Source organism: Aeromonas veronii (assembly GCA_041319085.1).
GTDB classification, from domain to species: domain Bacteria; phylum Pseudomonadota; class Gammaproteobacteria; order Enterobacterales; family Aeromonadaceae; genus Aeromonas; species Aeromonas veronii_F.
This window is the reverse complement of the sequence record CP101033.1, coordinates 2,347,916-2,372,629: the sequence shown is the minus strand read 5'-3', so window position 1 is coordinate 2,372,629 and position 24,714 is coordinate 2,347,916. Positions and strand designations below refer to the sequence as shown.

The following is a 24,714-nucleotide window of genomic DNA, read 5'->3' as shown; positions in this document are numbered from 1 at the left end:
GCTTTCTTTAAGGAGCAAAGATGTTGTACCCCATCGCTAGGCATTTCCTGTTCAAGCTCAATCCGGAACAGGCGCACGATCTCTCCATGAAATATTTGCCCCGCCTTCTCGGTACGCCACTCGATTGTTTCTTCCGCCAGAATTTGCCGAAACGCCCCGTCACTGTTATGGGGCTTTCTTTTTCCAATCCGCTGGGGTTGGCGGCTGGTCTGGATAAAGATGGTGAGTGCATTGACGCGTTGGGCGCCATGGGATTTGGCTTTATCGAGGTCGGTACCGTCACCCCCAAACCACAAAACGGCAATGACAAGCCCCGTCTGTTCCGGGTTATTCCGGCAGAGGGGATCATCAATCGGATGGGATTCAATAACAAGGGGGTGGATCATCTGGTGGCCAAGGTAAAAGAGGCCAAATATCAGGGGGTGATCGGCATTAATATCGGCAAGAACAAAGATACCCCCATCGAGCAGGGCAAGGATGATTACCTGATCTGCATGGACAAGGTTTATGATCACGCCGGTTATATTGCCGTCAATATCTCTTCCCCCAACACCCCGGGTTTGCGTTCGCTGCAATATGGTGAGGCGCTGGATGAATTGCTGGCCGCCCTCAAGGTGCGTCAGCAAGAGCTGGCCGCCCAATATAAAAAGTACGTGCCGCTGGCGGTTAAAATTGCCCCGGATTTAAGCCTTGAAGAAATAGATCAGGTGGCCGCTTCGCTAGTGCGTAATGGCATTGATGGGGTTATCGCCACCAATACCACCCTCGAGCGCGAGATGATTTATGACATGCCCCATGCCGGTGAAGCCGGTGGCCTGAGCGGTCGTCCGCTGCAACACAAGAGCACCGAGGTGATCCGTCATCTGGCCAAGGCGCTCAATGGTGCCTTGCCCATTATCGGGGTGGGCGGTATTGATAGTGCCATGGCCGCCCGTGAAAAATTGGCCGCCGGTGCCAGTCTGGTACAAATTTATAGCGGGTTTATTTATAAAGGACCTGGTCTGGTCAAAGAGATCGTGACCAATATATAAGAAATAGGAGCGAGCCCTTTATTTGACGTTGCTGATTTTATCAACATGGAATAAAGTCAACAGACGAAATTCAAGTAAGGGCTCCAACATGTTTATCCAACCGACCGATAGCTGGCAATGGCACTATGATGCCCAGAGTGACCGTCTGATGTTGGACCTGTCTGATAACATGTTATTTGCGACCGAGTATAAAGGGCGACAACTTGTACCCTGTTCCTTTGCTACCCAGCCTTTCTGTGTTGATGATGCCGCCCTCTATTATCAGTTGATGGATAAAGCAGCTGAACTAGATTGGCGTATTCCCCATCAGGTGCAACTGGTGCTCAATGCCATCGCGGTCAGTCGCTTTTATAAACCACTGATGCCGCAAAGCTGGTTTTTTAGTGAACAGCATCCGCTGGTGATCCCGCAAAATGGTGATCTGGTCCGGATGAATACACCGCTCGGCAACGGCGAATTTATGGTCATTGAGGCAGGGGAACAGGCCAGCGTCTGTTTGAACCTCACTGCCGATCTGGTATTGACCACCAATAAAACCCTGCCCCGTTTCGGGGTGATCAAAGTGATGAATAACCGGATGAAACCGCGTATTACCGTGACCGAGCAATATCGTCAGGTCAGTTGATCCCGCAATCTGTTAACCCGCTTGTCGCTATCATCGGTGATGTACATTGGCTTGGCCTGCGCCACCATGAGCTCGACTACGGCGAGACGACCCGCCCCTAATGCCGCCATCGACGCCATGTCGGTGCGCACTCCGAGATCACTCATCTGCCAAAGTGTACGGGTGAGACCACCGCCTTCTGGCTAGCGGCCTTAAGCGCGAGTCTCGATGAGCTAACTGAGCTAGCCAAAGAACAAAACACCTCGGCATGGTGGTGCATTGTATTGATGGGTATCGAGTAGGCCGCGCGACGTTTCTGAAAAGACCATACGGATCCGCCGGGTTACCCGCCCATTATTCTTGCTGTCTGGATCGCCTCAATCAGCGCAGCCCGGTTGATGCGGGGTCGCTCCTCGTCCAGCAACTGCTGCCAGAGAGCGATGGCCCGAGAGTAGCGGCCATGCAGGAAGTGATCGGAGGCGAGCAGCATCAGGGCGCTCACCTCGCCCTTGTCCTGCTTGAGCGCGCTCTCCAGCAGGCGGGTTGCCTCGGGAGTCAGCTGCTGACCCGCCTGATAGTAGAGCACTGTGGCTTGGGCGGCCTGGCTCGCCGCACTGGCGCCCCCCTCCAGCAGGGCGAGGCGCTGATAGGCGAGCAGGGCGTTGTCGTACTCGCCCCGATAGAGATAGAGCTGGCCGAGCGCCGCCCAGCTGTCGAGATCGGTGGGGGTGCGTTGAAGCTTCTGATGCAGACTCCCCAGCTCCTTGTCCTGCAGATCCCGCGGGCTCAACCCCGCCAGCGGGTCGGGACGGGATGCATAAGCCTGCCACGCCTGATAGCGGCCGCTGCACAGATAGAGAGCGGCAATGGCTACGAATGCCATGATGCCAAGCAACAACAAGGCCCGCCCGTGCCGGTTATTGCGGCCGCGATTGTCATGCTGGTTGGCCAGTTGCGCGCGCAGGGCAAGCTCCGCCGCCGGGATGGTATTGGCCAGGCGGGCGGCGTTCAGCTCCCTGTAGAGCGACTGGTCTGGGGAGAGGTCCGCTTGTTCTCCACGCATGATCAACAGATTCAGTTCGCTGCGCGGATCGGCTACGGGTTGATTGATTGACTCATCGATGGTCTTAACGACAGGGATGGCTTGTACCTTTGTGCGCGTCAGGCGGCGAAACAGGGTCAACAGCGCCAGCCCCAACAGCAGCAGGGGGCCGCCCCACAGTAGCGCTGTGCTGCTCTTGAAGGGGGGATCGTAGCGGACGAAATCGCCGAAGCGCTCCGTCATGCGGGCGATCACCTGCTCATCGCTCTGTCCCTCGTCCACCCAGCGGTAGACTTCGAGTCGCAGATCTCGCGCGATGGGGGAGTTGGACTCCACCAGATTCTGGTTCTGGCACTGGGGGCAGCGCAGGGCGCGGGCCAGCTCTTGCGCCCGATTTTGCAGCTCGGGATGGCGAAATTGATAGGTATCGACCCCGCTGGAATATGCAGTTGCACTCAGCTGCATGCCGAGGGCCAGCAGGGCGCAGGCAAGAGAACGGCACATCATGGCTGTGTCTCCCGAGCTGATGTTGCAATAGACGGCGCAATAGATGGCGCAATCGCGGGTGCCGTTGTAGCGGCCTTCATTTGCGCGTCGGCGCGCGCCTTGTCGAGCAGGGGGGCAAACTGGCGCAGCCAGATCCCTTTGGTGAGCTCGCCGGTATGGCGGACAAGCAAGGCGCCATCGGCGTCAAACAGATAGGTTTCCGGCGTGCCGTAGACGCCGAGCTCCAGCGCCAGCTTGCCGTCCGAGTCGGCCAGTACCGCGCGATAGGGGTTGCCCGCCTGGATAAGCCAGGCGCGGGCGGCGTCACTCTTATCCCGGTAGTTGAGGCCGTAGAGGGGCACGGCGCTGGCCAGCTCGCGGAGCAGCGGATGTTCGGCGCGGCAGTTGGCGCACCAGCTGGCCCAGACGTTAAGCACAAAGGGTTCTCCCTTGAGACTGGTGGTCTGGATCGGACTCCCATCCAGCAGATTGTTACTCTGCCACGCAGGCAGGGCACGCCCCAGGGTCGCCTCATCCTGGCTGTAGGGATTGTTGCCAAGGCCGAGCCAGAGCAGGACGCCGAGGCCCAGGGTCAGCAGCAGGGGAAGAAAGAGGCGCAGGCGGGATCTCATAACGCCTCCAGTTCGAGTCGGGGGTTGGAGTCGCCAACCGTAATTGGGCGGGAGGCGAGCGAAGGGCGACGGGCGAGCAGGCGCAGGGTGCCACCCGCCATCATCAACAGGCCGCCGAGCCAGATCCAGCGTACCAGCGGCTTGTAGTGCAGCCGCATGGCATAGGCATCTGGCCCCATCTTCTCACCCAGCACCACATAGAGATCGCCCAACAGCCCCCACGCGATGCCCGGCTCGTTCATGTTCATGGTGCGCACGCTGTAGTGGCGCCGCTCCGGCGTCAGCCGCGCCACCTCTTTACCGTCCTTATGCACGCTAAGCGTGATGCGCTCGGCGGTATAGTTGGGGCCGATCACCGGCTCGCGCCCCTCATAGCGAAATTCGAACGCGCCGAGCTGGTAGGGTTGGTTGGCTCCAAGCACAGCCCCCCCCTCCTGACTGTAGTGGCTCACTTGGGCAATGCCGAGGGCGCAGACCGCCACCCCGAGGTGGGCCAGCAGACTGCCTAGCCGATTGAGGGTCAGCTCGCGCCATGGGGTATTGAGCAGCAGGCTGGCAATCAGCCAGAGGCTCACCATATTGGCGAGGATACCGCGCCAGCTACCGGAAAAAGATCCCTGTTCCAGATAGGCAAGGCTAAGCAGACCGCCACCAAGCAGGCCAAACAGTGGTGGCAACAGAGCGTTGAGTCGGGAACCTGCGGCAAGCTGCTGCCAGCGCAGGCGCGGCAGCTGGGTCATCAGCCCCATCAGCAGCAGCGCCAGCGGCACGAAAATGGTGTTGAAGTAGGGGGCGCCCACAGAGAGGGAGCCCAGATGGAGGGACTGGAACACCATGGGGTAGAAGGTGCCGAGCAGTACGCTGGCGCAGGCCACGCAGAGCAGCAGGATGGCAGCGCCGAGCAGCCCCTCTTTTGACCAGAAGCCAAGGTGGGCATAGGGTGCGCGAATGTCCGCCCGCAGGGCAAACAGGGTCAGGGCGCAGGTTAATAGCAAGCCGAGCAGCAACAAGAGGGTGAGGCCGCGGCTGGGGTCGACCGCAAAGGCGTGCACCGAGGTGAGCACCCCGGAGCGCACCACAAAGGTGCCGAGCAGGCTCAAGGCGAAGGTGAAGATGGAGAGCAATAGCACGGCGTGGCCGTAAGCGCCGCGCTTCTCGCAGACAATCAGGGCGTGCAGCAGGGCTGTGCCCAGCAGCCAGGGCAGCAGGGAGGCGTTTTCCACCGGATCCCAGAACCACCAGCCACCCCAACCGAGCTCGTAATAGGCCCACCAGGAGCCCAGTACGATACCGGCGGTGAGAAACACCCAGGAGCCGAGCGCCCAGGGACGGCTCCAGTGGGCTACTGCGCTATCGAGCCGACCCGAGTGCAGCGCCGCCATGGCGAAGGCGAAGTTGACAGCAAAGCCGACGTAACCGAGATAGAGCAGGGGCGGGTGAATGATGAGGCCGATATCCTGCAGCATGGGGTTGAGATCGCGCCCCTCCAGCGGTCCGGGGAACTGGCGGTCAAACGGGCTGGAGAAGATCAGGGTATAGAGGCCGAACAGCCCGACGATCAGCCCCATGATGGCCAACACTCGGGCTGTGATCAGCGGATCGACCCGTTTTGAACAAATCGCCACCAAGGCCCCCCACAGGGCCAGTGCAAAGACGAAGAACAGCATGGAGCCTTCATGGCCACCCCATACAGCTGCCAGTTTGAAGCCAAGGGGCAGGGCGCTGTTGGCATGCTGGGCCACATAGCTGACGGTGAAATCATCCTGGGCAAAGCAGCTGGCGAGCAGCAGCAGGGAGGCCAACAGCAGGATGGCATTGATCAGCGCCAGCGGCGTGGCGCAGCGCAGCAGAGTCGGGGAGGCGAGCCGCAACCCCAGCCAGGGCAGCAGCCCTTGCAGCAGGGCGAGCCCGGTCGCCAGCAACAGTGAGAGATAGCCGAGCTCCGCCAGCACACAACCTCCAGTCAATCATTCGTCTATGTTATGCCGCAGCGTCTGCACCGTACCGGCGCTGGGGGATAACATCCACATTTCTGGCAACAACTCATCGCAACAAATTAGCGCCAGTCACCCGAAGGTGGCTGGCGCTGGTGATCATACCGTTATACGACAGTCATCTGGCCGGCATAAAGCACGAAGTAGCGCAGCAGCAGGATCCCCACCAGGGTCAGGCTGCAGACCAGCACCAGATAGCCGTTTTTGGCCCGCAGCGGCGCGGGGGCCAGCAGGGCCAGCAGCTGGGGCAGCAGCATGCCGATGCCCACCACCCCGAGCCAGAACACCTGAGCCCAGAAGCCGCTGCCGATGGCGGCCCACATGGCTGCCTCCTTCTGGCCGCCACCGAAGTAGAGGCCGGTAAAGAAGCAGACCAGCAGCAGCACCTCCACCGCCAGTACCGGCCGCTCAAAGCGGTGGACAAAGCTCACCCCCTGGCTGTGATGGTTCTCCTTGAACAGGGTGACCGCCAGCAAGATGGTGGAGGCGATGCCGGAGCTGACGCCGGAGATGAGGAACAGCACCGGCAGCACCGGGTTGTTGAGCAGCGGATAGGTCTTGAGCGCGGAGAGCAGAAAGCCGGTGTAGGCCCCCAACAGCACGGCGAGCAGCAGCAACAGCGGTGCCAGCAAGGTTTCAACGCGTGCCAACAGGGCGATCAGTCCATCCACAAAGGCGAACTTCTCTTGCAGCAGGTGACGACGCAATGTCTCAATCTCGGAGCGAAACACCACCGCCAGCCAGGCGAACAGCACCGCCATATAGACCTGAAACAGCATGACCCCCATCGACATCACGGAGTCGAACTGGTAGTGGAACATCAGCTTCCAGAAGGTCCAGGGGCGGGCCAGATGGAAGATAAGGATCAGTAACCCCAGGATCACGCTCGCCGGCGCCAGAATGGCGGTCGCCTTGATGATGCCGCTCTCGCTGCCAGCCCCTTTGCGGCGCAGCAGCACCGAGAGGGTGGTGGCGCCAGCGGAGATGCCGAGCAGAAAGAGATAGATAGCGATGGGCCAATCCCACACCAGCGAGGAGAAGTGAAATGCATCATGCCACATGATCCATTCCTCCTTCTGTTACTGCGGTAGATGGCGATCGGACAAATCCCCAGACGAGGGAGGGGAAGTGAAATGCCGCTTGCATGGTCATGACGTTATCTCCCCTTTGGGCACGCGGTACATCTTGGGCGAAGTGCCGAGTGCCTGTTTGTAGCGATAGGTGGTCTCCTTCACCAGCCGTTGGGCGATGGAGCTGTCCGGGTCATCCAGATTGCCGAACACCAGCGCCTTGGTGGGACAGGATTCCACGCATGCCGGCTCCTTGCCCGCCGCCAGATTGGTCTTGCGGCAAAAGTCGCACTTATCGGCAACCTTGGTCACAGGGTTGATAAAGCGCACCTGATAGGGGCAGGCGGCCAGACAGTACATGCAGCCAACGCAGAGATCCGGGTTGACGTCGACGATGCCATCCTCCTTGCGGATATGGGAGGCACCGGTGGGGCAGACGTGCACGCAGGGGGCGTTGTCGCAGTGCTGGCAGGACTTGCGAAAGAAGTGGTACTCGGCATCGGGGAAGGTGCCGATGGGGCCGGAGCGGATGATCTCGAGGCGCGAGACTCCCTCTGGCACCTGATTCACCTCCCGGCAGGCATCCATGCAGGCGGTACAGCCGATGCAGGCCGTCTCGTCGTGGATCATGCCGTAGCGGATCCCGTCGATGGTCTGGCTGTGGGCTAGGGTGGCTGCCCCTGCGCGGGTGTTGGCACGAACAGTCCCCGTCATCATGATGAGCGCCCCCGCGCCCATCCCCGCCATAAAATCACGGCGAGAGCAGCTCATGATGCCTCCTTGCCGGTAACCGGTTTGGACTGCTCCTGCCGGGCCTTGCTGGCCTCATGCTGCTTGCTGTGGCAGTCGACGCAGAGCTTGATGCGGGACTTTTCCGGGATCGCCACCATGGGCTCCTTGGCCGGGTGCAGGGCGTGGCAGCTGGTGCAGGTGAGCTTGGTGGCGTGCACGTCGTGGGCCCAGAGCGCCTCGCGCAGCGGTTTGGGTTCGTGGCAGCTCATGCAGACGCCGTTCTGCTCCACGATGGGATAAGCCTCGGTGCTCTTCTTGTCGCTAAAGCTGTTGCTAAAGCGCATCACATCCTTGACCCCTTCCCTGTGCTGGGGGGAGGGCAGGCCGTGGCAGTTGGTGCAGGTGACCGGTTTAAGGTTGTTGGGATTGGTCGCCTGACCATGCTTGCCGTGCATCCCTTCGCGCTGCTCCTTGTGACAGTCGGTGCAGGCCTTGTCGGGATTGCGTAAAAATTCCACCTTATGTGTAGCTGGAACAGGGGCGGCAGCCGGCTCGGCCGCCTGACCCTGCAGGCTGGTGAGCAGCATGGCTGCCATCAGCATCAGTCGTAAGAAATCCATCGTTAAATCACCCATAGGAAGCCTCCATCCGCTGCGGGCCCGAGCTGGCCGAGCCCGCAGGCGCCGTTACTGTGCCAACCGTCCGGCCGCTTTGGCCTCGGCATCCCAGGCGGGGACCGTGGTCTTGAGGAACTGCGCCTTGTCGCTGTTGAACTGCTTCATATCCATGCCAAGGGCCGCTTGCGCTTTCTCCTTGGTGGAGATGTCGGGGATGGCGATCTCGTGGCTGATCCCCTTGTTGGCCAACAGGCGCGCCAGCTTGGTGCGGGCGTCAGCGGCTTTGTCCAGCGCGCTGCCAAGTACCTTAAGCGCCACTTCGGGGGCGTGCATCTGTACCCCGTGGGAGGCGATGGCGTAGTCCCAGCGCCACTGGGCGTGACGGATGTCTTGCAGAATATCCTTCATCTCGGCATCGGTGGCGCCGGCATCCCAGGCTGCCTTGGCTTCAAAGTGGGCGTGGACCAGCTGCTTCTCGACTTTCAGCTTGGTCTCGATCACCGCCTCTTTGCGCTGCTTGACGATCCCTTGCAACATCTCCTTGCTCTGGGTGTGGCAGTTGCGGCAGGTCTGCTCGAAGCGATCGAAGGGGTTGCCCACCTTGTGATCCGTGTAAACCTTGCCCTGCTCGTTCTGCACCTTGGGCATGTGGCAGTCGACGCAGGCGACATTGTTCTGACCGTGAATGCCGGCCCGCCAGGTCTCGTACTCGGGGTGCTGGGCTTTGAGCATGGGGGTTTTGGAGAGGGCATGGGTCCAGTCGGCAAAGCCGATTTCATCGTAATACTGTTCCATCTGCTCCACCGTGGTGCCCTTGTCCCAGGGGAATTTCACCGCCTTGGTGGGGCCGCTGAAGTAGTACTCCACGTGGCATTGGCCGCACACCTGGGACTGCTGATCAAAGCGTCCCTGCTCCTTGAACGGCTTGCCGATGGCGGTCATGGCCCGATCGGCATAGGGACGGGAGAGGTGCAGGGCAGGTTTGCCCTCCTTGAACTCTTTCGAGGCGGTGTCGTGGCAGTCGGCGCAGCCGATGGTGTTGACGATCTCGGGCCCACCTTTTGCCCACATCCCTTTGAAGTAGCCATCCTCACCCTTCTCGTCGATGACGCGGGCCACATCCGGGCCTTTGCAGCTCCAGCAGGCCATGGGTAGGGGGCCATCTTCGGCGGTTTTGGGGGCGCCGGTACGCAGGGTTTCCCGCACGTCGGTCAGGGCATAGAAGTGGCCGCGCGGCTTGTTGTAATCCTTGGCGAAGGGGTAACCGCCCCACAGCACCACCATGTTGGGATCCTCCCCCAGCGCATCGGAGCGCTCCTTGCTTTCGCTGGTGGCTTGCCAGCTGGTGAACTGATCGGCGTGATCCTTGGCGAACAGCTCGCTGCGCGCCTCGATCTTGCTCTTGGTGGTTGCGTCATCAGCCAGTGCCCAGCCGCTGGTGCCAAGCCAGCTGGTCAGCAGCAGGGCGGCGAGCCCCAGTTTGGTATGTCTGTGTTGTGAACCCACGTTTATCACTCCCAGATAAATGTCCTGAACTGCCCCATTCCATCTTGTTGCGTGGATTTCATCCCCATTGGGCGGGGTGGGCAGAGGTCTGATTGGCGGTGAATAAAACCGCGCAATATATGATTGCTCGAGATATACCCTAACAAATGGGTAAATTTAATGATGATTTATCGGAGGGAGAGTTGTGCCAGATCAATTGGTGCGCAGGATTGATCGTTGAAATGAGATCTGGATTAAATTTTATGAAAACTCAACTCGTTGTTAACGGCCGAACATCTTATGGCGGATATTTGATAGATGCCGACACGCACGTTGCATTTTCCTGCTTATGTTGGTTGCCAGCACTATGGTCCAGAATGTCGAGAATAATATATGCATTTAATTGGTTATATATGCAATATTGCAGTATGAGCTTTTGGTCTTCGAATTATGGTTCATTTACCGAGGTTAGAGGCTAATTTATCGTCAAGAGATAGAAAAGGTGACATTTCTACTGATGGCCCTGTTAATAAAGGCAGTGCAATTGGAGTAATCCAAATCTTGTTTTATTAAAAAAGGATGATGAGAGGCTTAATGCTGTAAGTAATGACCATTTTATGGTTTTTATTGTCTGAAATAGCAAAAAGACTTACACAGCCTGGTGCGGTATGATTATTGAACTGATCAGTGCCCAGTAGGTACTGATGTTGGTGGTTACGGTTTTGCTGGAGGTTGTATGGCAGAGTTGCAAATTGAAAAGTCCACACTGATCACCCAACTCGAGGGCTCCGTGTTTGTCATCAGTGCAGATGGATCTGTCATACGAGCAACGGTGGGGATGGCGTTGCAGCCGGGGGACCGCCTGCAAACCGCTCAAGGGGGCCACTTTCAACTAGCCGAGCCGGGCAGTGAGCCTGCTGGTGAGCAAGATATGGCCGCCAAACCTGAGCCCGCCACACCGGCTGCTGATGGGCAACCGGCCGATCCGGAACTGGCCTCGTTGCAAGAGGCGATCCGCCAGGGTATTGACCCGACCGAATTGTTCCAGGAGACCGCTGCCGGTAACGCAGCCGCTGCGGGCAATATCGGTGGTGTAGCCGGTTCCAGCTCGGGTGGATTTGTTGTGGTCGATCGAACCAATGACGCCACCCTGGCCGAGGCCGGTTTTGATACCGATCATGCGGTGCAACCTGTTGGCGATGAGCTGCTGTTTTCCGAAGAACGCGATTTCTTTGCTGCCATCACCATCACCGAGCCGCAAACCAGCGACGACATCATCAACGCCGATGAAGCGGCGGGCGTCATCATTCGAGGTGTGGTGGATGATGTGGAGGTAGGCCAGCCAGTCACTGTGACCCTTATCGATCAGACGGGAAATTCACTGACGGTGACGACCGTGGTGCTGCCCGGTCTGGTGTGGGAAGCCAATTTTGGCGATATGACCGGCAAGCTGGTGGATGGCCCGTTGCAGATTGTGGCCAGTACCCGGGATCAGGCGGGCAACAATGCCAGCGATACCGGCCAGACCCTGCTCGATACCATCACCACCATTACCCTCGATCTCGCCGATGAGAGCGACAGCGGCGCCAGCCAGACCGATGATCTGACCCGCGATAATACCCCGCTGTTGCAAGGGAAGGGGGAGCCTGGCGCCACCGTGACCCTGAGCCTTGGCGGCAGCCTGCTCACCGTTCTGACGGTGGATGCCGCCGGCAACTGGCAATATCAGCTGCCGCAGACCCTGGCCGATGGCCAGTACCAGTTTCAGGTCAATTCTGTGGATATTGCCGGCAACCGCGCCAGCGATACCCTTGTTATCAATGTCGATACCCGGGCCTTTATCGATATCGATGATCTCGATACCACTGCCCTGTTTGGCAACAGCAGCGCGACTCTGAGCGGCGCCACCAGCAATGTGGAAGCGGGTCAGAGCGTCACCATCACTCTGGTCGACAGTAATGGCCAGCCGCTGCTGACCACCTCGGCGCTGGTAGGAGCCGATGGCCGCTGGCAGGTATCAGGTCTTGATCTCTCCGGTATCAATCAATCCTTTGAAGTGCGTGCCAGCGTTACCGATCTGGCGGGCAACAGTGCCAGCGATGGGGCGCCGCTGATCGGTCAGAGCGAGACCCTGACGCTCACCGAATCCGAACTGGCGCAAGGGGTAGTCGTTGCCACCGGTTCACTCAATACTGGTGCTGGGGTGGATGGCAATCTGCAGGTGGCCTTTGGCGCCAGTCAAAGCAGCCTTGAGCAACTGGGGCTGCAGAGCCATGGCGAGCGACTTAGCTATAGCGTGAGCAGTGATAACCACGTGCTGACCGCCACAGCTGGTGGTCAAGCCGTCTTTACCCTGACGCTTTCTGACGATGGCAGTTATCGTATCGAATGGCTGCAGAGTCTCGATCACACCAACGGCGCCATGACGTTGCCGTTTGCGCTCGAATACCGCGACAACGACGGCGATCTGGTTAAGGCCAGCCTGTCACTGCAACTGGTCGACAGCACCCCGGCGCCTTTCCCTATGCCCGAGGCAGATCTGACCGAAGATGCGTTCGGCAACTTGGACGATGTGGTGAGCACTCATCACTTTGTGATCGGTCACAATGCTGATCCGCTCTTGCCTAGCAGTGTGATGTTCAGTGAGCAGAGCGATACCTTGGCCCGTCTCAATGGTCTTGAGCTCAGCAGCGATGGTCACAAGCTCACATTTGAATTTGATGGTGCGCGCCAACTGGTCGGCTTTTACGAGGATGCGCAAGGCAAGCGGGTCGTGGTGCTCAACGTCACGCTCACTGGCAATGCCAACGGCCTGGATGTGGACGGTGAGATGGCCGTGCATCTGAGCGCTCCGCTCGATCACAACATCAATGATATTGATGTTATCTCACTCAATCTGCAGGTCGAAGCGCGCGATATTGATGGTGACAAGACCCAGGCTGCGGTGGTGATTACCCTGCGTGATGGCGCAGATCCGGTTATTGGTAATGACCCGGGTATTGCCCTGACGGAAGGCCCATCCCAAACGGTGGATGGTCAGGTGGCTGTCACCGTAGGTAGCGACCGCTTGGTTTCCCTCAACTTTGAGGCCAACCAACCGGCGTTGGCGGGGCTCACCAGCCAGGGCAAGGCGACGACCTATGAGGTTCAAGACAACCAGCTGATCGTCAAGGATTGGCAGGGGAAGGCAATCCTCACCGTTACCACCGGGCTGGATGGCAAATACAGCGTCTCCCTGACCGGTGTGTTTGACGAACCAGTAGCGACCAACAGCCTCAACCTTGGCCTGAAGGTACAGGGCTCAGATTTTGACGGTGACCAGAGCAATCTCGGCACCCTCAATATCACCATTACCGATGGTGCCTTGCCGCAGGTTTATCCTGTCTCCCTGACGCTCACGGAAGACAGCAACTGGCAGCAGGGCCAGACCCTTAACGGTGATCTGGCCATCACCACGGGCAGCGATCCGCTGGCCAGCATCACCTTCGATGCCAGCCAGCCGGGGCTGCAAGGGTTCACCTCGGGCAAACAGGCCGTGACCCTCACGGTGGCCGATCACCTGATCGAAGGGCGCACCCCCGATGGCAAACTGGTGTTTGAGCTGACCCTCGGCAACGATGGTAAATACAGCTTCACCCTGCATCAGCCGCTGGATCAGGGCAGTGCCGACAGCCTGCTCAAGGCGGGCTTTACCCTGCTCGACAGCGATGGCGACAAGGTCTCCTCAACCATCACTGTGGCGGTGGGGGATGGCGCCAATCCGACCCTCTCCGCCGTGACCGGTACTACGATGACCGAGATGGCACAAGGGGAGGCGGCTGGCGTCAGCACCATGAGCTTCTCGGTCGCGCACGGCAGCGATGCCCTCGACCCCCACTCTCTTGGCTTTGACATCGCCGCCATTCAGAGCACCCTGACCGGACTCACCAGCCACGGTAATCCGGTCACTTTCTCCCTCGATGCCAACGGCCAGTTGGTCGGGACCGCCGGTGGGCAGGTGGTGCTGCGCGGCGAACTGAGTCTGGTCGACAACAGCGGCAACTGGAGCGTGACCGCCAAGGTCACCCTGAGCGGTGAGCTGGATCATAAGGGGAGCGAATCCCTCAACCTGCCGCTGGCCGTCACCCTGGCCGACAAGGATGGCGATCGCATCGGTACCACGCTGCCGCTCACCATCGCGGATGGCAAGGCACCGAGCTTTATCCCGGGCACCGGCGTGACCCTGGATGAGGGGAACCTCACCGGCAGCAACAGCCTGAACCATACCGGTCACTTTGATGTGCAAGCCGGGTCGGATCGGGTGGTCGAGGTGGCCTTTGCCGATGGCAGCCAGCAGCCAGCGCTGACCGCATTGGGTAAACCGGTGCAGTACGAGCTGGTTGATGGGGATCCCGCCATACCCGGTAGTCAGCTGCTCAAGGGCTATGTCGAGGTCAATGGCCAGCGGGTCGAGGTGTTTGAGGTCAAGCTGATTGGTAGCCTCGATCAGGCCGGCAAGAACGGGTTTGACTATCAGGTCACCCTCTATCAGGGGCTCCATCAGGGCAGCAACGCCGTGACCGAGCTGCCCATCAAGGTGATCGTCAACGATTACGACAAGGCGGGTGGCAACAACGACAGCACCCGCGGCACCCTCAATATCCAGATTGGGGAAGGGGAGAAACCGACCCTCACCCTGACCGGAGTGACGGTGAATGAGGGGCGCTTCGACGGTGCCAGCAACACCCAGACCGCCGATGATCAGCATGCCACCGGTCAACTCACCATCAAGGCGGATTCGGATCCGGTGGTGGACGTGCGCTTGACCCTGAGTGGCCAGGTGCTGGACGCCAGCGGCAAGGCCATCACCCATAACGGCGAAACCCTGACCTGGAAAGCGGTTGGCACCGATGGTCACAGCTTCCAGGCAGTTACCAGTGGCGGTTTGGTGGTCATGACGGTGACCCTGCCGAGCGTGCCGGGTCGCATCGAAGCCCATACCAGCGCAGAGATTGACTATCAGGTGACGGTGCATACCAACCTGGACCATAAGGTGAGCGACAGCCTCAACCTGAGCCTGCCGGTCAAGGTGACCGACAGCGATGGCTCGGTGGTCACCGGCAGTACCACAGCCGCGATCACCGATGCGGTAGATCCGAAGCTCGGTATTGATGCAGGAGTGACTTTGCAGGAGGGTGGTGCCAGCCAGAGCCTGGACGGTCAGTTGCCGGTCAATGTGGGCAGCGATCGTCTGGTCTCCCTCAATTTCGAGGCCAATCAGCCCGGCCTACACGGCCTCACCAGCGGCGGTCAGCCGACCCACTATCAGGTCAATGGCAACGTAATCACCCTGCTGGATGCGGGCAACAAGCCCATCCTGACCGTGACCCTGGATCTCGATGGCCAGTACCATGTGAAGCTCGATGGCGTGCTGGACCAACCGGTTAACACCAACAGCGTCAACCTCGGGCTGCAGGTCGTGGGCAGCGACTTTGACGGCGACCAGAGCAATCTCGGCACCCTCAATATCGCCATCACCGATGGCGCCTTGCCGCAGGTAGATCCTGTCTCCCTGACGCTCACGGAAGACAGCAACTGGCAGCAGGGCCAGACCCTTAACGGTGATCTGGCCATCACCACGGGCAGCGATCCGCTGGCCAGCATCACCTTCGATGCCAGCCAGCCGGGGCTGCAAGGGTTCACCTCGGGCAAACAGGCCGTGACCCTCACGGTGGCCGATCACCTGATCGAAGGGCGCACCCCAGATGGCAAACTGGTGTTTGAGCTGACCCTCGGCAACGATGGTAAATACAGCTTCACCCTGCATCAGCCGCTGGATCAGGGCAGTGCCGACAGCCTGCTCAAGGCGGGCTTTACCCTGCTCGACAGCGATGGCGACAAGGTCTCCTCAACCATCACTGTGGCGGTGGGGGATGGCGCCAATCCGACCCTCTCCGCCGTGACCGGCACTACGATGACCGAGATGGCACAAGGGGAGGCGGCTGGCGTCAGCACCATGAGCTTCTCGGTCGCGCACGGCAGCGATGCCCTCGACCCCCACTCTCTTGGCTTTGACATCGCCGCAATCCAGAGCACCCTGACCGGACTCACCAGTCACGGTAACCCGGTCACTTTCGCCGTTGATCTCGCAACCGGCCAGTTGGTCGGGACCGCCGGTGGGCAGGTGGTGCTGCGCGGCGAACTGAGTTTGGTCGACAACAACGGCAACTGGAGCGTCACCGCCAAGGTCACCCTGAGCGGTGAGCTGGATCATAAGGGGAGCGAATCCCTCAACCTGCCGCTGGCCGTCACCCTGGCCGACAAGGATGGCGATCGCATCGGTACCACGCTGCCGCTCACCATCGCGGATGGCAAGGCACCGAGCTTTATCCCGGGCACCGGCGTGACCCTGGATGAGGGGAACCTCACCGGCAGCAACAGCCTGAACCATACCGGTCACTTTGATGTGCAAGCCGGGTCGGATCGGGTGGTCGAGGTGGCCTTTGCCGATGGCAGCCAGCAGCCAGCGCTGACCGCATTGGGTAAACCGGTGCAGTACGAGCTGGTTGATGGGGATCCCGCCATACCCGGTAGTCAGCTGCTCAAGGGCTATGTCGAGGTCAATGGCCAGCGGGTCGAGGTGTTTGAGGTCAAGCTGATTGGTAGCCTCGATCAGGCCGGCAAGAACGGGTTTGACTATCAGGTCACCCTCTATCAGGGGCTCCATCAGGGCAGCAACGCCGTGACCGAGCTGCCCATCAAGGTGATCGTCAACGACTACGACAAGGCGGGTGGCAACAACGACAGCACCCGCGGCACCCTCAATATCCAGATTGGGGAAGGGGAGAAACCGACCCTCACCCTGACCGGGGTGACGGTGAACGAGGGGCGCTTCGACGGTGCCAGCAACACCCAGACCGCCGATGATCAGCATGCCACCGGTCAACTCACCATCAAGGCGGATTCGGATCCGGTGGTGGACGTGCGCTTGACCCTGAGTGGCCAGGTGGTGGACGCCAGCGGCAAGCCCATCACCCATAACGGCGAGAGCTTGAGTTGGAAAGCGGTTGGCACCGATGGTCACAGCTTCCAGGCGGTGACCAGTGGCGGTCTGGTGGTGATGACGGTCTCCATCCCCACCGTCCCCGCCACCATCGCTGCTCATACCAGCGCAGTGATCGACTATCAGGTGACAGTGCATACCAACCTGGACCATAAGGCGAGCGACAGCCTCAACCTGAGCCTGCCGGTCAAGGTGACCGACAGCGATGGCTCGGTGGTCACCGGCAGTACCACAGCCGCGATCACCGATGCGGTAGATCCGGTGATTAAATCCATCGGCCGCGTCACTGTGAACGAATCAGATCTCAATGGCAGCACAGGTCAGCATGTGGGGAGTACACCTGCTGGCACGGGTGAAATCGCGGTGGGCAATGTTGTCATTCAAGCTGGCAGTGACAAGGTGGCCGCTCTGCAACTGGATGTTACCCGCTTCAACTCCCTCAACGCGCTCACCTCGGGGGGCAAGGCGGTCATCATCAGCGCCGATAGCCAGCCAGGGGTCTACCTGGGCAAGGACAGCGCGGGCAAGGTTATCTTCAAACTGACGCTGGATGTCAGTGGCCGATATACCTTCGAGCTGACCGGCAATCTGGATCACAGTGTCCAAGGCAAGGATCCGCTGGATATCCAGCTGCCCTTACAGGCGCGGGACAGTGACGGCGACCTTAGTGCCGAGGTGATAGGCCATGTGAGCGTGCAGGATGATGTACCCCTTGCCGTGGATGTTAGCCAGATAATGAATGAAGGCGGCAGAGTCCGTGGGGACCTGTTATCGACGGCGAATGAAGGCGCGGATAATGCGGTAGTCAGATCTGTGACCATCAATGGCACCGAGCACCCCATCGCCGCCAGCGGTGACACCCATATTGCGGTCACCGATGGCACGGGGCAAGTCATCGGTACTCTGGTGATCAGTGCCGAGGGTAATTACAGCTTCACTGCTACATCTGGCGTCGATCACAGCAACAAGACGCTCGTGCAGCAGATTGAATTCCACCTTATTGATGGGGATGGAGACACCGATGATGGGCTGCTGACCCTGACTATAAGGGACGAGGCGGGCAAGCTCACCGTCAGCGCCGTCACCGGTGCCGAGGATGCTGGCGCGGCAGATCCAGGCCTGGGCATCCCCATCACCATGAATCTGGACATCGGCGACTACGATCGAGGCGAGTTTGTCGAAAAATTGCTTATCCAAGCGCCGGCCAATGCTCACGGCACCTTCTACTACAACGGCGTTGCACTCACCACCCTCACCCAGGGGGGCAAGAGCTGGTATCAGGTGCCGCCAGAGGCCATGGTGGCGGTGGCCAATACCAATGACAAGTTCCAGCTGACCGGAGTCACCTTCGTACCGAGCCACGACTACTCGAGTAACAACGATGGCGGCAACCCGCTGCGCTTCCCCGTCCAGTTGCAGGTCGGCGTCACCGAGGGGAGCAAACCCTCTCTGCTGACCGGCAATCTGGATATCACGGTGCGCGGCATTGCCGACAAACCGGTTTGGGAAAATGCCAGTACTCATCAGCACTACAGTACCGATGAAGACAGCAACGGCATTGCTCTCAACGTGAAGGCCAACCTCACCGACACCGATGGCTCCGAAATCCTGAGCTACCAGATCAAGTGGGCGTCGGGCCAGGGCACGCTGACCCTCAATGGCCAGGAAATCAAACCGGGTACTAACGGCGCCTATACCGTATTGGGCGACGATATCAATAAGATCACCGTGGTGCCCGATAAGGATTACAGCGGTGACATCAAGCTCATTGTGACCCCGATCAGCACCGAAGATACCCCAGTTGTGACAGGGAAAGAGACGGCGCTTGGCGATCCCATCGAGCTGGTGATCAACGTCAATCCGGTGGCGGATGACGCCAAGCTGACCATTCGTGATATTCAGGGTAAGGAAGACACTCTGCTCGATCTGGGCAGCAAGATCTCCCTTGCTCATCTGGGTGACAAACTCGACGGCTCCGAGCAGATGTATGTACGCATCAGCGGCTTGCCCGATGGTGCAACCTTGCTGATCGGCGGCGTGGCAGTTCCGGAAACGAAGGGTTACTACGAGGTACCTTACGATCGCATCAATGAACTCAAGCTGCAGCCGCCCAAGAACAGCAATCTGGACTTCGATCTCACCATCAAGGGCGTGGTGAAAGACACGGCTACTCTGACCGATGCCAACGCTCAGACGAGCATCGTCGTCAACGAGAAGGAGACCGGCAGTCAGACACTCCATGTGGATTTGGTGGGGGTGGTCGATAGACCGGACTTTATCCTCAATGGTACTGACTGGACCCATGATGGCATTGGCAACGGCTACAACATCACAGTTGCTGAAGATGGCCTGGCGCCGCTCAACTTCAAGCTGGTTTCCGGTGAACTGGTTGATACCCCGTTAGACACCTCGGAAAGCCTTAACCTGGTGCTGAGTGGTCTGCCGGAAGGAGCCGAGGTATTCGATGCCAGCGGCAAGGCGCTGACGCTCACCTTTGCCGGACTCGATGCCAATGGCAAGGCGACCTATCAGGTCGATGTGTCGGATCTTGGCAACCTGGTGATCCAGCCGCCCCACAACAGCACGGCGGATTTGAACCTGATCGCCAAGGTGGTAGTGACCGAAAACGACGGGGATCACCTGCACTTCGAGGTGCCGCTCACCATCAAGGTGGAGCCCGCGATCGACGCCGGCAATTATGACAAGACCAGCCATGGCCTGGAAGATCAGTTCACCGTGCTGGACTGGCATCCGACCCTCGCTGACGGCGTAGAAAAGGTCACGGCGCTGAGTCTCTCCGGGGTGGCGGATGGCTACCAGATCTGGCTGCGCGCAGGTAGCGTGGAGAGCCAGCTGACGGTGGTGGCGGGTAAGGTCACCCTGACGGCTGTCCAGCTTGACAGCTTGCTCACAGGGGGCCAACTGCTGGTGAAGGCGCCGGAGGACAGCGATCGGAATACCACCATCCAGAGCCACGTCACCGTGACTCAGCAGGATGTGGACTCCAATGTGGTGGCTAACAAGGTGATTGATGGTCAGCTGCATGTGGATATCCAGGCTGTGGTAGAGCCTGATGGCAATCTGGTGCAGACCGGCGGCGCACTCGTGGGGCAGAGCGGTGCCGATATCGATCTGGCAGGGCGTTTCCACTTTACCAACCTCGACCCCTCCAGCGTGGAGGAGGTCGACTATTTAGTGATCAACCTGCCGGTGCGAAGCGGCGGTGTCGGCGATCAGTTTGTGGTGCTCGGAGGCATCAACAACGGTAACGGCAGCTGGATAGTACCGGCAGGCAACCTCGGCAGCGTTAAGCTGCATGCCCCCGACGGATTTATCGGCAAGGTCGCACCGATCCGCATCGATGCCATGGTGATCGACCGTGGCGACGATGGCGATGCCAGTGCCCATGTCAAGCTGAGCCTCACTACAGAGGCGAACTTCGAGACGGCTCTGACGACTAACAAGGAGCCGGCGGCTACCGTCGATATCGACGACAACGCTGTACTGGTGGGTAAGGAGGATATCCGGGTCGATTTCGGCACCCAGCTAAAGGGGGTGATCCACATCGGTACCGCCGATCAGGCCAGCGACGAGGTGACCATCGTCATCAAGGGGCTGCCGGCGGGCGTGACCCTCAGCGGGGCAGAGTACAACATCTCGACCGGTGAGTACGTCATCAAGGTGCTGCCGTCACTGGCGGGCTTGGAAGGGCTGACCCTCGGATTGCCGCAGGACTTTGCCGGCGCGCTCGATATTGAGGTGAAGGTGGTCAACACGGATACCGCCAGTGGCGACGTCAAGGTCGACAGCAGCACGGTACGGGTTGAGGTGGCCCCCGTGGTCGATGTGAACGGCGGTGCGCTGATCCTGACCGTACTGGATACTAACCATGACGGGCAGCCGGACAATCTGGAAGATACCCACATCCACCTCGATCTGTCGATCAAACTGGCTGATATCAGTCCGAGCGTGGCTGACGGTGGTCTCGAGACGGTGAAGGCGGTGACCATTACCGTCAATCCCAATTACGGCTATTTCCTGGTCGGCAGCCAGCAACTGACCACCTTGGTGGTCAACGATGTGGCAGCGCTTAACGATCTGGTCTTTGTGCCCAAAGAGCACTTTAGCGGCAAGGTGCCGCTGGATATCCAGGTCGATATTCTGGATACCGCCACCACTGGCACGGCGCAAGCAAGCTGGAACAGGCATGCAGAATTTGAGATCAAACCGGTCAACGATCCAGCCCAGCTCACGGTGCACAGTGTCACAGGGAGCGAGGATGGCCGCGTCAATCTGACGGGCCTGGGAGCGACACTCATAGACAATGATGGCTCCGAGCAGATCGTTGCGCTGCAGATCAAGGGGGTGCCGGATGGCTTCACCCTGTCGGCTCCGGCGGTCAACAATGGTAGCGGCGTTTGGCAGGTCCCCGTAGGCACCGATTTTTCCAAGCTGACCCTGATCCCGCCGGCGGACTTCAGCGGCACCGTGGAGCTGTCGCTGAGTGCCTTCACCCTGGACAAGGGGCTCACCATTCCGCTCGAAACCAGTGCCAGCTTTACCGTCACCGTCAACCCGGTGGGGGATGCCATCATCGCCGACATTGACACTAAGGCGAGCGGCACCGAGGGGGAGGTAATCACCCTTAACCTGGGGCTGGAGACCCGGGATACCCAACCAACCGGCGGCAATGCGGGTAATGTGCATGAGAACAAGCCCGAGCAGGTGCGAGTAACCATCGAAGGGGTGCCCGATGGCGCCGAAATCCGCTTACCAAACGGCGTGGTGGGGACGGTTGTTGATCTGGGTGGCGGTCGCTGGCAGGTGATCACTGAGGGCGGCAAGCTTGGCGCTGTCGAGCTGGTGACCAATGATGCCAACGGTGCACTGGATCTCAAGATCAGGGCCCAGAGTCTTGACAACGGCGCCCTTGGCCCCGAGGTCAATGGCACCATCCATGTGGATGTGAGCCCGGTCAACGATGCCCCGGTCAACGTCTTGCCGACGACCCCTCAGGTGGCGCAGGAAGATCAACCCTTCGTCATCCACGGCTTGCAGGTGAAGGATGTGGATGCGGGCAACAGCCCCATCGAGGTGCGCCTCTCGGTCGAACATGGCACCCTTAATCTGGTGGCCGGCAGCGGGGTGACCGTGGTGGGCAATGGCACCGGATTGTTGGTGTTGAGCGGAGCCCTCGCGGATCTCAATGCACTGCTGAGTGGCGGCGTCACCTATCAGGGTGAGCGGGACTTCAATGGTCAGGATCAGCTGACTATGGTGACCAATGATCTCGGCAATAGCGGCAGTGGTGGCGCGCTCGGCGATACCGATGTGGTGGCTATCGAGGTGCAGCCGGTCAACGATGCGCCAATCAACGTCTTGCCGACGGCGTCCCAGGTCGGGCAGGAAGATCAACCCTTCGTCATCAACGGTTTGCAGGTGAAGGATGTGGATGCGGGCAACAGCCCCATCGAGGTGCGCCTCTCGGTCGAACATGGCACCCTTAATCTGGTGGCCGGCAGCGGGGTGACCGTGGTGGGCAATGGCACCGGATTGTTGGTGTTGAGCGGAGCCCTCGCGGATCTCAATGCACTGCTGAGTGGCGGTGTCACCTATCAGGGTGAGCGGGACTTCAATGGTCAGGATCAGCTGACTATGGTGACCCATGATCTCGGCAATAGCGGCAGTGGTGGCGCGCTCGGCGATACCGATGTGGTGGCTATCGAGGTGCAGCCGGTCAACGATGCCCCGGTTAACGTCTTGCCAACGACCCCTCAGGTGGTGCAGGAAGATCAACCCTTCGTCATCCACGGTTTGCAGGTGAAGGATGTGGATGCGGGCAACAGCCCCATAGAGGTGCGCCTCTCGGTCGAACATGGCACCCTTAATCTGGTGGCCGGCAGCGGGGTGGCCGTGGTTGGCAATGGCACCGGATTGTTGGTGTTGAGCGGAGCCCTCGCGGATCTCAATGCACTGCTGAGTGGCGGCGTCACCTATCAGGGTGAGCGGGACTTCAATGGTCAGGATCAGCTGACTATGGTGACCAATGATCTCGGCAATAGCGGCAGCGGTGGCGCGCTCGGCGATACCGATGTGGTGGCTATCGAGGTGCAGCCGGTCAACGATGCCCCAGTCAATCAGCTGCCTGGCAGCATGACGGTGAAGGAGGATGGCTCCCTGTTGCTCTCCGGTGTCAGCGTGAAGGATGTGGATGCAGGCAGTGCGCCTGTCTCCATGGTGCTGCGGGTCGAGCATGGTGTGCTGACCCTGCTGGGGGCGACCGGTGCCGTTGTGGTACAGGGGGCGGGGTCCAGCGAGATCACTCTGGTGGGGCCGCTGGCTGATCTCAACCAGCTGCTGGCAAGCAGCCTGCACTATGAACCGGCCAAGGATTTTTGGGGGCAGGACACGCTCACCGTCACGACGTCAGATCAAGGTAACAGCGGCGCAGGCGGGGCGAAGGGCGATACCGATCAGGTGGCCATCACGGTTACCCCTGAGCCGGATATGCCGAACCTGACGGTGACCCAGCATGAGCTCCATGTCTTGCAGGGGGCCGTTATCCTGTCTCTTGATCACAACTATTGGTGCTCAAGAGACTGCGCCAGTTCGTAGCCTTCCAGGAGGGTCTGGAGTCGAAACCAGCCCTCCCATAATGCCGCTATTGAAGCCCGCCCCGTTCGTTTAGTGTCCTTCCAGCCCCCCAGCTTGGCCAGGCTCCGGTACGCCCATCTCATATCCGGCACCTTGGTTGGCAACGGCGTTTTCTCTACCTTTCGCCAAAGCAGCTTCCACCCCGTCGGGCCTATCACCGTTTCGCAGCTTTGATTCTGTGCCGATGACTCCTCGTTGATAAACCTCAATTGCAACAGACGCACCGCGATAAACGACAAGATGACGCACATCCGCTTCAGGTTATCCATGCTCTGCATCCTTAAGGTTTCTACCCGAGTGCCGGCACTCTTCCAGACCTTGTGATAATCCTCGATAAGCCAGCGCCGCTCGTAATAGCCGATAACCTTGCGGGCCTGTGCATCGTCGGTCACGGCTTCACTAGTCAGCAGGTGCCACTCCAGCCGGTCAGAGGCATCGCCCTGCTCAATGCATCCCACGTAGTAGAGCGGGATATCCGGCTCGTTACGCTTGTTGGCCGGAGCCTTTAGGGTGACTTTGGTAAACTTGATGTCGAGCACGGCCTCTCTGGCTTTTCTGCCGCCCCGCTGCGGTATTTTGACGACCTTGGTGCCGGCAGAGTGGCACTGCCGGGCATAGTCGTAGAGCTTGTGGTCATGCTCTTCGATACAGCGACTTTGCATCGAGCGCACCACAAAGCGTTGTTGGTTGCTCTGCTTGTAATGCAGATATTCGTAGATATCCGCTTCCCGGTCACAGACCGAGATAACGTTGGCCATCTGAGTGCCGAGACGGGCGGCAAAGGCCACGGATGCCTCCTCCCACTTGCGACTCTCTTTCTCCTTGTAAGGCCGGGTGGCATGCCGGTGGCTCTCTCCCCGCTTGCTGACATCACGGGTCCAGATACGCTGTGCAATCATGCCGACCACCTGCGATTTATGCGGAGCAAACAACAAGACGGAGTGAGCCAGCAGAGCGCGACTACTGCCTTGATTGGTGTGCCCCAGCTCATCATGGACGCTGGCATGGTTGAAGGTCAGGGCCGTGGTATCTTCCAGTGCCAGCAACAGGTCGTAGTCCCTGGCTAGGGCTGCGGTGGTGGCAAAGCCTGCATCAGCAATGGCATCGGCATTGACATGGTGGTTGCGAATAAAGCGATATGAGCCTTCCATGTCGGCGGGTGAGAGGGGAAGTTGTGACACGCAATCTCCGGGTTGTTGAGCAAGGGCGGTGGCGAGTTTGACGAGACGTTCAGTGCGTCTGGGGTCCTTGAGATTGGCATGGCCAAACTGGTCGAATGCCCATTGTTCGAGTTGGGTGAGATGCATATTAGAGCCGTGATAAGG

12 protein-coding genes are annotated in these 24,714 nt (G+C 59.6%); 3 read left to right on the top strand and 9 right to left on the bottom strand.

The window, feature by feature from the left end; translation table 11 throughout:
• The first annotated feature begins 20 nt into the window (after nt 1-20).
• Nucleotides 21-1,031 carry a quinone-dependent dihydroorotate dehydrogenase gene (gene pyrD / locus NMD14_11325; GenBank protein XEI31389.1) on the top strand — a complete coding sequence of 337 codons (1,011 nt, stop codon included), beginning with the start codon at nt 21-23 and terminating at the stop codon, nt 1,029-1,031.
• 88 nt (nt 1,032-1,119) lie between these two features.
• A complete protein-coding gene (locus NMD14_11320) occupies nt 1,120-1,656 on the top strand; it encodes a cell division protein ZapC (GenBank protein XEI34752.1) in 537 nt (178 codons plus the stop codon).
• Here NMD14_11320 and NMD14_11315 read toward each other — a convergent pair.
• From NMD14_11315 to nrfA, 8 genes are all read right to left on the bottom strand, one after another.
• The gene (locus NMD14_11315) at nt 1,644-1,802 is read right to left on the bottom strand and encodes a hypothetical protein (protein ID XEI31388.1); all 159 of its coding nucleotides are present in this window, start codon (nt 1,800-1,802) and stop codon (nt 1,644-1,646) included. The genes NMD14_11320 and NMD14_11315 overlap by 13 nt on opposite strands.
• Nucleotides 1,803-1,978: 176 nt before the next feature.
• The gene (gene nrfF, locus NMD14_11310; GenBank protein XEI34751.1) at nt 1,979-3,142 is read right to left on the bottom strand and encodes a heme lyase NrfEFG subunit NrfF; all 1,164 of its coding nucleotides are present in this window, start codon (nt 3,140-3,142) and stop codon (nt 1,979-1,981) included.
• A gap of 38 nt (nt 3,143-3,180) precedes the next feature.
• Nucleotides 3,181-3,795, bottom strand: coding sequence for a DsbE family thiol:disulfide interchange protein (locus NMD14_11305; protein ID XEI31387.1), 615 nt, complete (start codon nt 3,793-3,795; stop codon nt 3,181-3,183).
• The gene (nrfE, locus tag NMD14_11300; protein ID XEI31386.1) at nt 3,792-5,747 is read right to left on the bottom strand and encodes a heme lyase NrfEFG subunit NrfE; all 1,956 of its coding nucleotides are present in this window, start codon (nt 5,745-5,747) and stop codon (nt 3,792-3,794) included. The genes NMD14_11305 and nrfE overlap by 4 nt, the downstream gene beginning before the upstream one ends.
• A gap of 149 nt (nt 5,748-5,896) precedes the next feature.
• On the bottom strand, nt 5,897-6,850 hold the full coding sequence (gene nrfD / locus NMD14_11295) for a cytochrome c nitrite reductase subunit NrfD (protein ID XEI31385.1): 954 nt from the start codon (nt 6,848-6,850) through the stop codon (nt 5,897-5,899).
• An 87-nt stretch (nt 6,851-6,937) separates the two neighbouring features.
• Nucleotides 6,938-7,630: a cytochrome c nitrite reductase Fe-S protein gene (gene nrfC, locus NMD14_11290; GenBank protein XEI31384.1), complete on the bottom strand. Its 693-nt coding sequence runs from the start codon at nt 7,628-7,630 to the stop codon at nt 6,938-6,940.
• Complete coding sequence (gene nrfB / locus NMD14_11285; GenBank protein ID XEI31383.1) at nt 7,627-8,226, bottom strand: cytochrome c nitrite reductase pentaheme subunit; 600 nt, start codon at nt 8,224-8,226, stop codon at nt 7,627-7,629. Before nrfB ends, nrfC begins: the two co-directional genes overlap by 4 nt.
• Nucleotides 8,227-8,277: 51 nt before the next feature.
• On the bottom strand, nt 8,278-9,720 hold the full coding sequence (nrfA, locus tag NMD14_11280) for an ammonia-forming nitrite reductase cytochrome c552 subunit (GenBank protein XEI34750.1): 1,443 nt from the start codon (nt 9,718-9,720) through the stop codon (nt 8,278-8,280).
• Nucleotides 9,721-10,429: 709 nt separating this feature from the next.
• Between nrfA and NMD14_11275 the strand changes: the two genes are divergently transcribed.
• Complete coding sequence (locus NMD14_11275; GenBank protein XEI31382.1) at nt 10,430-23,350, top strand: retention module-containing protein; 12,921 nt, start codon at nt 10,430-10,432, stop codon at nt 23,348-23,350.
• Here the strand turns inward: NMD14_11275 and NMD14_11270 are convergent.
• Nucleotides 23,317-24,696 carry an IS4 family transposase gene (locus tag NMD14_11270; protein ID XEI31381.1) on the bottom strand — a complete coding sequence of 460 codons (1,380 nt, stop codon included), beginning with the start codon at nt 24,694-24,696 and terminating at the stop codon, nt 23,317-23,319. The two genes, NMD14_11275 and NMD14_11270, sit on opposite strands and share 34 nt — an antisense overlap.
• Nucleotides 24,697-24,714 lie beyond the last annotated feature (18 nt).